Below are 11,126 nucleotides of genomic sequence, written 5' to 3'. Positions count from 1 at the left end.
CTCGAAGAGTTTCTAAAGGAGCTCTTTCTTTATATAGCCCTTATCTCCAAAAAAAAGTCTGGTTTCCAGCCTTTTTTCACTTCTTTCTAATCCATAGTTGGAGTTTTACCCACAGTCGCAAGCGTTTCCTTACTATTTGTGAGCGCAGAAGATAGCTCATAATTAATTGCCTTTTCTATCGATTTAGCCTGTTTATAGTCATGAGTCAAGAATATATAGCCAGTCCAACAGCTATTTCAATGATGAGAGTAGATACTGCTATTGCGCCCAATATGACAGCCACTAGAGGATCTGCTAAAGCACTACCAACACCCAGCCCAACACTAAGAAAAACTCCAGTATAATGCTATCCAAACTATTATATCTAGCACTTTCTTTTTTCGATTTAGCTTGGTCTTCCATACATCTAATTAGTATTTTCTTGTGTTTCCTTGAGCTAAATCTAATGAAATTTCACCTTTTCGTTCTTTATCAAAGGATTTGCACCATATTTCAAAAGGGTTTCTATTGCTCCAATGTTGTTACTTATAACACCTTGATGCAATAATGTATTACTATGAAAAATTACACCACGCTTTATTGCGGCTTCTACTTCCATGCAGCAACTTGGTACCATAGTTCATTGCCATGAAGATTTGCATCGTATTCCAAAACGGATTGTTTTATATAATTGTTAAAAGCTAAATCCCGTAATACGCTGCCTTCTTGACATTAAAAATTTATCAATTGGTGGAGATAATCAGGAGCGACCAGTCTACGTGTTGCTTCATCTAAAATATCTATTACATCTTGAAATGATAATCTCTCTCCTTTCTCAGATCTTGCACTATTGTGTTCGATACAATGGTGCAAAATAAGGTACACCATTTGTTTTCTTATGCATACAGCATCCTTTCATCCTTGTAGATAAAGCTGCTCTAAATAACTCCCTATTAATAGATGTTTCGCTATTGTTATCAAGGAACTCCTACAACTCTCTAATTTTTTCATCATACTCTATCCCTTTCCTAAGGACGATTTTAAGTAAATTCATACGACCTCCTTATTTGATCATATTATTTATTAATAATACAATAAATTCTGCTGAAAGTCAAGCTCTTGGTTAAAAAATTATTATAATTTGTGATAGTTTCTATAAATGTTGTCCAATTTTAAATTAACGCTCTGTAATAAACCTGTTAAAAAAAACTCACAGGATCAACATCTATTATTACTGCAATGCTCGAACTCAAGTTATAACTTTTAATCCAGCATTTCAGCTTTTTCTGCATGGATAGACTATGTCTATTGTTTATCTTCAGTAATACTCTATACCGATATTTATTATTTAAAAAATTTATTGCCGCTGGCGATGGATCAAGAACTTCGAATTCTTTTTAACATTGGTTATGTAAGAATCTTGCTATCCCATTTGCTACTTTCTGTGTTATAATCTGATTCTTACCACAAATTATAAGTACTATTGGCCTGCTAAATGGTGATATTTTGACTATGCATCTCGACTTAAGTTCAATTTCATAAAATGCGTCCCTCTTTTGATACTGCAGTGCTTTTATTATCGAGCCTTCAGGATTACTGGTTTGCGCTATTCCTGTTCCCTTTTCGTTGAACTTTCCAGATCTTCCTGTAACTTGGGGCAATAGCTGATATATCTTTTCTGCTGCTCTCAGACCAGAATTTTCGAGGCTCAAATCCGCATTTATCACCCTAACCAAGGTCAATTTAGGAAAATTATGTCCTTTAGAGCAATTATTTGTGAACCGATTATAATATTCACCTCCTCTTTCAGCACTAAGTCAATGACGTTGCTAACTGACTTCTGATCGCTACTTATGATCGAAGTTTTTGCGTTTGGTTAGTTTGACCATTTCTCCAAGCAACCTTTCAATTTCTACACCATAAAGGGATAACGACTGCTCACTTTGGCAATTAGAGCATTTTTCTGGGAGTTTTAATTGATAAAGACAATGATGGCACAAAAGGGCATCTTTTTTCTTGTAGTATGTAAGCCAAATAGCACAATTTAGGCAGGAAATTTTGTATCCATACTTTTATAAACTGCAAGTTGCGTATACCCTCTGCGGTTTAGAAAAAGCATAACCTGCTATTTTTTCTCTATGGTTTGTTTTATGCACTCGAAAAGCTCATTGGAGATCCATTGTTTTTTGTTTCTCATCTCCATTACTTTAATTAGTGGCAATTCCGCACCGCCAAATTGCTTAGCTAACTTCACGTGAGTGAAATTCCTATTTTTGACATGGTAAATTGTTTCAAGCAGTGAAGTTGCTAATGACAGAATTATTGGAATATTTTCGATTTTGGCTAAGATTATCGCCATATCTCGAGCATTGTATATAATTCCCTGCTCTTGTTTAAAAGATAAATCGTGCTCTTCATCAGCGATAATCAATTTTAAGTTTTTATAAGGTAAGAAAAGTGTTGATCGTGCCCCAATAATTATTTGTACATTTCCATTTGCTATATCAAGCCAGTTATTTCTGCGAGTTTTTGGAGTGAGCCTCGGGTGCCACTGAGCTAGGTTTCTTGATATCTGACTGCGAATACGATTTACTAATTGTGAAGTTAAAATAATTTCGGGCAGGAGAATTAAAACTTGAGCGTCGTTTGCAGTGTCAACTAACTTCGCAATCACAGATAAATAAACTCCTGTTTTCCCAGATCCTGTTTCACCGTTAAGCAAAGTCACTTAAGTATTCGTTCAAATTGCTTGTTATTCTGTCACTAGCTACCTGCTGCTCAGGGCTTAACTAGCAACCTATTTCACTTATCTCCTGATCTTTTTCAACACAAACCAGTTTATCTATTTGGTTTACTTTTAACATCCCTCACATTATTACTTTCGCAAATATACCGATAGGTATTAAATCGTATTGCGCAACTCACTCTGCAAATGCGATCAATTTTAGTCTAACGCTTGGTAGATTGATCCTCTGCTCAATGGATTTTGATTCTCGATCACTCCTATCACTATATTTCCAAACTATTCCAATCAAGCGTTTTTTGCCAAATGGCACTACTACGTAATCCCCAATTGAAATTTCAGCGTTTTCTTCAACTGCACATGAAAACAACTGGCCAATTGGAAGTGATAGTAATACGTCAACTGTCTTTGTCATGGCAGTCTCAGTTTAGCACTATTTTTGCAGGTCTGTAACCTTTAACAACATAGATAAATTGGGAAAATTACACACAGAAAAAAGATCTTAATATTTAACGTATTTTTCATAGTACACATCATATAATTGATAAATTAATAGGCTTACATAATTTATGTAGGCCATTTATGGTTGATGATAAGATTGCTTTGAACTTTGAAATGGAAAGAGGTGAGCCTATAGCAGGTCAATCCCACTTTTCTGCACGTGTAAAGCTTACAAATGAAAGCAAAAATCTTTTGCGCGAGAAGCTTGGCAGTACAGTTAAATTTGATAACCTGGATAGTTACTTAGATCTCAACCATGAGAATTTTTATATCTATTACAATAAATACGGTGGGTATTATGGTAGAGATGAGCTATATGTTAAAAATGATGATGGCAGATCTTTAACTTCTAACCTTCCACTTAATTACTGCGGATTTTCAATGGAGCTATCATTGGGTGAAGAGGCAATCACAGACTATGGCTTTTATCCTCTAGCTGTAATTTACAATCCAAGTTACTATGACAAGACAAAAGAAAAAGTATTTGATGATCATGGTAAATTGTCACCAATTGCATCAAATGTGTTAGATAACTTTCTAAGCAACGCAAACGGCTTAGCTACGCAAGACATACTTTTAAAGATACAAAATGAAATTGCTGAAAAAGAGGCGAAGCTAGTGAGGGAGAGAAGACAGGCGGAAGAAGAGTTAAATCAAAAGAACGAAGAGTTAAAAGAACTTATAGAAAAAGATGAGATTAAAATGTTTAAAGTGATAAAAGGTCATGATATAGGTGATGGACGTTCAGCAGTAATTTTACAACTTGATGGGGAGAAAGGAAATAAGATACTTATCGATTCGAGTAAATACTATATAGCAAAATATAAACACCATCCAGAAAATGAAGATGTTGAATATTTGCATTTTATTAGCCCTAGAAATGATATGCTGGTTGATTATGAAGATTTATTTTTTGTGCTCAATCGAAGCTCCTACTCCGGCTTTGAAAGTGGGTTTTATTCAGCAGATGGAATCGACCCCCATAATTACGCTAAATATTCAAAGGATCGGTATTTGGGTGGTGACCAACTGTCTGAGAGATTGTCTAATGAGTTAGAGAAAGGCAGCAATCAGATAGATTCAGAAGTTATGCTTAACGATCAACCTATGGACGAAGAAGTTATAGTAAAAAGTGAAGCCAAACCTAGAAAAAAAAGAGCTATTGAGGAGGATGATAGTGATATGAAAGATAGTGATAACTCAGTAAACATTCAAGCAAAAAATGAGGACTAAAAATCAACGACCGTGGAGTTTCAAGAAAATTCTGTACTGCAGAAGTTAATAAAAAAGCTATTTCCAAATAAAGAGAATATAGTAATAAACGATGAGCTTACAATAGAAGTGAAATATGGTGGGCTAACTAGTTACACACCTGATTATATAAAACAGACTGTAAAAGATGCTTATGGTGCTTGGTCTGAAAATTTCTATTCACAAAAAAGTAATCATACTGGTCCTGTAAAATTGCAGCTTTATGTGCTGAAAAATTATGACGATTATAAAGCTTATATAAAGGAACTTTCAGGTGGTAAAGACCACAATGAATTATGGGGTGGTGGAACAGTAAGAGCACATAAAAATGACGGTACGATAGCAAAAACTTTTATTATTGGAGATGTAAATAGCTTACTTTGTGCAAAGTCTAAAATTCTGATGGAAAAGATGAGCGATGCATTTCTTGAGTACGCCACTGGCAATTTCAATGAAGTACCTGAAATTTTACGTACTGGTATGAAGCTTTTCATGTGGAGCTATGATGCAGCTAAAAAAGAGAGCATTCGTGATATGCACTATACAAAAGAAGCATACGATAAAATGCAGGAATCTGGATACAATACACCCTACAAAATAGCCAGCATGACTAATAATTATAGAATGGCAGATTGCTTGGTAACATTCTTGCAAGAAAAACATCCTCAATTTATCAAGCAATTGCTTATTACAACACCTTTTGGCAGGGCGCAAGCAATATCAGAATTCAAGCGTCTTTTAGATAACTCAGAAATTGAAAAAGAATTTAAGCAGTGGATGGATGTAAAAAGTGGGAATAAAACCGCCACAGATCTTGTGCCAGATAGTGAAGTTATTACTTTCAGTAAACACAAACTTCAAATAAACTTAAAATATGATAATGAGGAATTAAACCATAGCAAGTTGAGTGGTATAAAAAATGCCATCGAGGGTACTATAAAAGATTTTGACTCAGCATCTGGCATTAATAATTCTCAACCTTGGCACAATATACTAAATAAAATCAACGTCTTCATATTTAATACAAAGAGTGACTACGAAAGTTATCTAAAAGAATTGAGTATTGGTTATCAAGGTAGTTCTGGTTTGACGCTCCAGGGCTGCGGTTCAGATGTTCATGTTTATTTTTACTTGCAGAATGAGTTCAATGATTCATGTAAAACTTTAAAACATGAATTGGGACACGCTTTAGCCATCATTAATTCCTATTATGGCACGGGTAGTGTTTTACCTAAAGCTATGCATGAAGGAATTGCTAACTACATGGCAGGCTTGGAAAATGGTCAGTGTGTTAATGATCATGGAAACAAAGAGGCCTTAATTGCAATAAGAAATAAAGATTTCAAACCAGATAAAATACTGTGCAATAATATTATAAATAATAAATGGGAGCATTATAACTCAGATACCGAACAAGTGATAAAATTTCTTGAAGATAAACATCCAGATATGATCGATAATTTGCTAAAGAGCCTCTCTACACACGGTACAAATAAACCTCAAGGTAATAAATTAGTTGAGGATTTTTTGGCTAAATTGAAAGATTATGATCAAGAGTTTAAACAGTGGGTCAAGGTTCAATTGAGTGGTGAAGAGTACCTGAAGCGTGAACACGAAGTATCAAGTATGCAAGAGGATGAAGCTAAATACCCTACTAATGAGAAAAGAAAAAGGAGCAAAAGATCGCTAGAAGAAGATGAGGATAAACAGGAGGAAGTTGTCATAACAAGTGTTATATACAGTATGAAGGATGACAAGGAGGAAGATTATCCACAACACCCCTTAAAAATAAAAACAGATGAGCCTATTGAAATGGGGAAGTATAAAGTAAAACTACAAGTTACGTATGACGATGTGAAGAATTTTTGTGATATCGTACGTAACAAATACCATGTGAGCAAAGAATATAACTATGAGCAAGTCATGGTTTTATATAATGAAATTGTTAGTCCAGCTCACAACCATCATTACGAACCCTTTACTCTTGATAAAGCATATGTTGCTGATAATCATTTATTTATCAAAGATCAGGATTTTGGGACTTTAGATGATTTTAATGAGATGTTCTATAAAAGTGATGAATTAGTGTAATATAAAGGGCTAGATTTAACTTAGTGGACGAGAATTAATTGATAAAGAAAGCTGATGCATATATTTTTATCTTCAAGATTTCTTATCGAGTGTAAACATCAGCTCGTCCCATTCCCTTTTACCAATTCCGCTTTCTTCTTTAGTAACATTTTCTCCCTTAATTAATTTGCGGATTACTTCTAGACCGGTTCTTGAAATACAAACCGATTCTAAGCAATATTTAACAAAAGCGTTGTACGCCATTGGGACCCACTTCTTTATTATATCCAGAATAACTTCTGCATAGACTCTAATTTCATACTGAGCATGCTTGTCAGCTCTAAGCTTCAAAAAATGAAGAAGGTTATTTAGATCTATCTTCCAATAAAATTGCGTGTAGTAATTAAGCATTAGATTGGTTCTAGCAATTTCTCTTGCAAGCCCCTGTTCAATAAATTTCTCATAATGAGAATATACTAAATTAGAGTCATTTGTCAGAGAATCTATTATTTCTTTCGATGTATGTGAGTCAAAAGCTTCACCACTGCCTTGTTTATTATCATCAGATTGTTTCGCAACCTGTTCTGGTTTCGGTATATAAAATTCGTTATCAAGTATTGAATACCTTGCCGAATACTCATTCACATTTGCAGTTCTATGCCTTATCCATTGTCTTGCAACAAAAATTGGAAGTTTCACGTGAAACTTAATTTCACACATCTCAAACGGAGTTGTATGGTGATGTCTCATTAAATACTTTATGAGCGCTTCATCTTGACTTATCTGCTTTGTTCCCTTTCCATAAGAAACACGAGCAGCTTGAACTATAGTGCTGTCAGATCCCATATAATCCACTACCCGAATAAACCCATGATCCAATACCTTATGCTCCTCATATAGAATTTCATCTACTTCTTTTACTGTAATTCTCTTAGTTGAATAACGTTCCTCATTCATAAAATATCCTCAAGATGAAATGGAAATATCAGCCCCACACGAATTTAGTTTTTCGTGCATTGCTTCATACCCTCTCCATAAATGATGTGAGTTATTTATTGTAGTTTCTCCACTAGCTACCAAAGAAGCAAGCACTAAAGCTGCCGTTGATCTTAAATCAGTAGCATATAGATTAGCTCCAGACAAGCTTTTTACTCCATTTATAACAGCTTTGCTTTTTTTGATGCTAATATTAGCACCCAACTTTCTCAATTCACCTGAATGTGCAAACCTGCTTTCAAAAATGCTTTCTTCGATTACTGATACCCCATCAGCGACGCACATTGCAGACATCAGTTGTGGCTGCATATCACTAGGAAAGTTAGGGTATGAATCTGTTATAATATTAGCAGATTTAATAGAGCCATTTTTTTTAGAAATAGCAATACCTTTGCCATACAGCTCAACCACAGCTCCTATAGCCTCCAATTCATTTGCAATACATCTTATATCAGATAGATTTATTCCTTCTAACATCAATTTACCACCAGTTATTATGGCAGCTAGTGCGTATGTGCCGGCTTCTATGCGATCTGGTATTATTTTGTGGACACATCCATTTAGTGTCTCAACTCCTTTTATTGTTATCAGACCTTTTGCAAAATTCTTTGTCATCCAAGTAGCGCAACACTGGGATCCGTCATAGATTCCAGCTTCATACACTGGAATGACATCAAAGAGATTTATTTTATTATCATGAATATTAATATCAGCACCCATTTTTTTTAAGAACTCTATTAAATCTAGAACCTCTGGCTCTGTTGCAGCATTGTTTATTATTGTTATTCCTTCTGCAAGTGTTGCTGCCATTATTATGTTCTCCGTTGCACCAACACTTATTTTTTCAAATGTAATTTCTCTCCCTTGTAGCTTTCCTTTCACCGTTGCAATTATATTACAGCCGTCAATTTCAATTTTAGCCCCCATTTTTTCTAACGCTTTGATGTGCATGTCGACAGGGCGTTTTCCAATGTTGCACCCACCAGGAAATGCTGTTCTCGCCTTGCCGAATCTGCTGAGCATTGGACCTAGCATTAAAAAAGATGCTCGCAGTTTATTTGCAGTTTTATTCGGTATCACATGATTGTTAATATTGCTACAGTTAATCTCTAAAGTGTGATTTGCTTTATAGTCTTTGTTGTACATAAAGTTTACTTTTGCTCCAAGATTTTTGAGCAGCTCAGACATCAGATGCACATCAATTAGATCAGGTACATTATGCAAAGTTACTGCAGAACTGCTCAACAGGCTTGCTGCTGCTATTGGTAAAATAGCATTCTTTGAACCATTAACTTTAATTTTCCCAACTAAAGGTTTATGGTTATTCCTTACTAATATTTTATACATTTAATCAAACTAGATCTTACCGAATAAGTATAGTGAATTGGCAATAAAAGGCAAACATAGCATCTTGATGAGTAAGGTTATATAGTAAGCCAGAGTCAAACACTTCCCAGTTTCATTTGGCTTAAGGAATTTACCAAACAAGAAAAAAGACGAAAAAAACTAGTCAATATCTATTTTAGAACTTGGTGTTAATGCCTTATACACTTGACAAATAGCTGACCTTGGGATTGTAAATACCTATAGCTTTATTCCTAAGAGAGATGTTGAAGTTTGTCAAGCAGTTTTTTTGTGAAAAAAAACGAAGTTAGTTAAATTTTTTAACTAATTAAAAAACAAAAGAAACCCCGAAACGCGAGTTGTTTACTGTTCTCTCAAAAATTTGGCGTCCGGTTCTCTCTTACACCGCTTAATAAGCGAGGCTCAGCTAATGTAGACAAAAATTTATAAAGACATGCAGCACCCATGCTGCAAAAATAAAACATAACAAGCCTTGTCTTATGCTGTGCTTTTGTTATTTAGTACAAGACTAAAGATAAATTTTAGGCTTAAAACACCCATAACCCCATTGTAGAGGGCTGGCGCAGGCTGTCAAGTAGTTTTTTGGTTTTTGTGGATGACGTTATAATTCTTTCCACTGTTGTCTATTCACTTTTCTGTATAGTGGGAATTGTTGTTAGCTACCAATTAACTTAAAGTTAAATATCTTGACATTTACTTAATATTATTATATAATGACTATGTGTATTTTATACACTATGGCAATAAAATTACCTTATAATAAGTGTATTGGACCCGAGGGCAGTACTCGGCGCCTCCACCATGTTTTTAATTTATATGGGGGCGAATAAGGATCGACATGCATAGTAAAGATGGTAACTTTGCTCGGTTAGACACCACCGTTAAGAGTTCGTAATTTAAATGCAAACGATAACTTTGCTGCTAACAGCAATGTAGTATTAGCTGCTTAGTTTAGCACTATACTTCATTGCTACAAGCACGGCTTAGGGAACGCCGGGTAACAGAAGTTCCCCCAGAATTTACATGTGCAAAACTTGTATGGAAAAAATAGATTATAAGAGATCGCTTAATTTCGCCAAGTTTCAAGTCATTAAAAAAGCTTTAGGTATCATATCGGGCAATAATTTCACTCCTCATTTAGAAATATTACTCTTCACTCATTTTAAAGGTGTTATCGTACCAGATTACTTAAGAAAGTCATACCCTACTCAAGTACTTATTGTATTACAACATCAATTCTATGATTTAAAAATCTTTGAGGATAAATTTAGCGTAAGTTTGAGTTTTCACGGAAAACAAGAGCAAATTACCGTGCCATTTTTTGCTATTAGTGAATTTCATGATAAAGTTTCAGGGGATGTTTTAATATTTGACAAGATCAGTATCGATTCTGACAAAGAATATAACAGTGAAAAACGTACTGAAAACCCACTAAATGGTAGCGTTATATCCATAGACCAACTGCGTGATCAGTAGTTGCGAACCTAGCTTCCTGACATACGAGAGAGAAAAAAACTGGTCTAATCAAGTAATAAGCATAGAGGAAGCATTACTTAAAGAAATTGATTTAGAATTCCTAAATATCTATCTTTATATATAATTTTCATGTAATAAACGTGCATGCATCTAATAATATATTTATTCAACATGTTGTTTGATCTTTATAGCTTCATTCTAATGTGTTGGGTTGCTTTAAATTGGCTGATTAAGCTTAATATAGTAAATATGTATAACGAAGTTGTGAGCAACATAATGCACACTTTGAACCGACTTGTCCATCCACCACTAAAGGTTATCAGAAAGTATATACGACCATTCAACGGATTAGATCTATCTGTGATGATATTGCTAATAGCAATTCACTCTGTAAAATATACGATAAATTACTACTTTTAAGTAGATGCTAAAAAAACATCTGAAATCAGCAATATACATATCGCTCCTGATATATATATATATATCAGTTTTTAGCTACAACTATAAAGATCCATCCTTAAACACAGCTACAGATGAAGAAGTGACGAATTTAGGTGGGATAGTAGGCTCATATTTAGCTGATATATTAGTTCAATTTCTTGGATTAACTAGTATTGCAATAGCTACAACTATAGTTTATTTTTTGACCCTCAGACCATCAAAAAGGTTGCTGAAAATTCTCTACTTAGCATTAATCAATTTAGGAATATGCGCTATATTATCACAACTTTCGCTCGGCATCACT

Annotated in this window: 8 protein-coding genes, 1 other RNA gene and 1 pseudogene; 6 read left to right on the top strand and 4 right to left on the bottom strand. The window is 34.5% G+C overall.

Annotated features, from left to right (window positions below; genetic code table 11):
• Positions 1–442 precede the first annotated feature (442 nt).
• Both IHO13_RS02550 and priA read right to left on the bottom strand, forming a co-directional pair.
• Complete coding sequence (locus tag IHO13_RS02550; protein WP_225538133.1) at positions 443–598, bottom strand: ankyrin repeat domain-containing protein; 156 nt, start codon at positions 596–598, stop codon at positions 443–445.
• A gap of 580 nt (positions 599–1,178) precedes the next feature.
• Positions 1,179–3,137 (bottom strand): annotated as a pseudogene (priA, locus tag IHO13_RS02545) (replication restart helicase PriA).
• A gap of 167 nt (positions 3,138–3,304) precedes the next feature.
• On the opposite strand from priA, the gene IHO13_RS02540 reads away from it, so the two are divergent.
• Positions 3,305–4,456 carry a hypothetical protein gene (locus tag IHO13_RS02540; RefSeq protein ID WP_225538132.1) on the top strand — a complete coding sequence of 384 codons (1,152 nt, stop codon included), beginning with the start codon at positions 3,305–3,307 and terminating at the stop codon, positions 4,454–4,456.
• A gap of 12 nt (positions 4,457–4,468) precedes the next feature.
• Positions 4,469–6,565, top strand: coding sequence for a hypothetical protein (locus IHO13_RS02535; protein WP_225538131.1), 2,097 nt, complete (start codon positions 4,469–4,471; stop codon positions 6,563–6,565).
• Between the two features lie 72 nt (positions 6,566–6,637).
• Here IHO13_RS02535 and thyX read toward each other — a convergent pair whose 3' ends face one another.
• Positions 6,638–7,501, bottom strand: coding sequence for an FAD-dependent thymidylate synthase (thyX, locus tag IHO13_RS02530; RefSeq protein WP_225538130.1), 864 nt, complete (start codon positions 7,499–7,501; stop codon positions 6,638–6,640).
• 9 nt (positions 7,502–7,510) lie between these two features.
• A complete protein-coding gene (locus tag IHO13_RS02525) occupies positions 7,511–8,887 on the bottom strand; it encodes a UDP-N-acetylglucosamine 1-carboxyvinyltransferase (protein WP_225538129.1) in 1,377 nt (458 codons plus the stop codon).
• Between the two features lie 700 nt (positions 8,888–9,587).
• Between IHO13_RS02525 and ssrA the strand changes: the two genes are divergently transcribed.
• The 4 genes from ssrA to IHO13_RS02505 form a co-directional block, all read left to right on the top strand.
• Positions 9,588–9,920, top strand: a transfer-messenger RNA (tmRNA) gene (ssrA, locus tag IHO13_RS02520).
• 23 nt (positions 9,921–9,943) lie between these two features.
• Complete coding sequence (locus tag IHO13_RS02515; protein WP_225538128.1) at positions 9,944–10,381, top strand: ClpXP protease specificity-enhancing factor SspB; 438 nt, start codon at positions 9,944–9,946, stop codon at positions 10,379–10,381.
• A 144-nt stretch (positions 10,382–10,525) separates the two neighbouring features.
• Positions 10,526–10,801 carry a YggT family protein gene (locus IHO13_RS02510; RefSeq protein ID WP_225538127.1) on the top strand — a complete coding sequence of 92 codons (276 nt, stop codon included), beginning with the start codon at positions 10,526–10,528 and terminating at the stop codon, positions 10,799–10,801.
• Positions 10,802–10,805: 4 nt separating this feature from the next.
• On the top strand, positions 10,806–11,126 hold a 321-nt coding region (locus tag IHO13_RS02505), incomplete at its 3' end, for a DNA translocase FtsK 4TM domain-containing protein (RefSeq protein WP_225538126.1).

The sequence above is a fragment of the Wolbachia endosymbiont of Mansonella perstans genome, assembly GCF_020278605.1.
Classification (GTDB): Bacteria; Pseudomonadota; Alphaproteobacteria; order Rickettsiales; family Anaplasmataceae; genus Wolbachia.
Note: the sequence above shows the minus strand (reverse complement) of the source record. Positions and strands in the feature narration are given on the sequence as shown.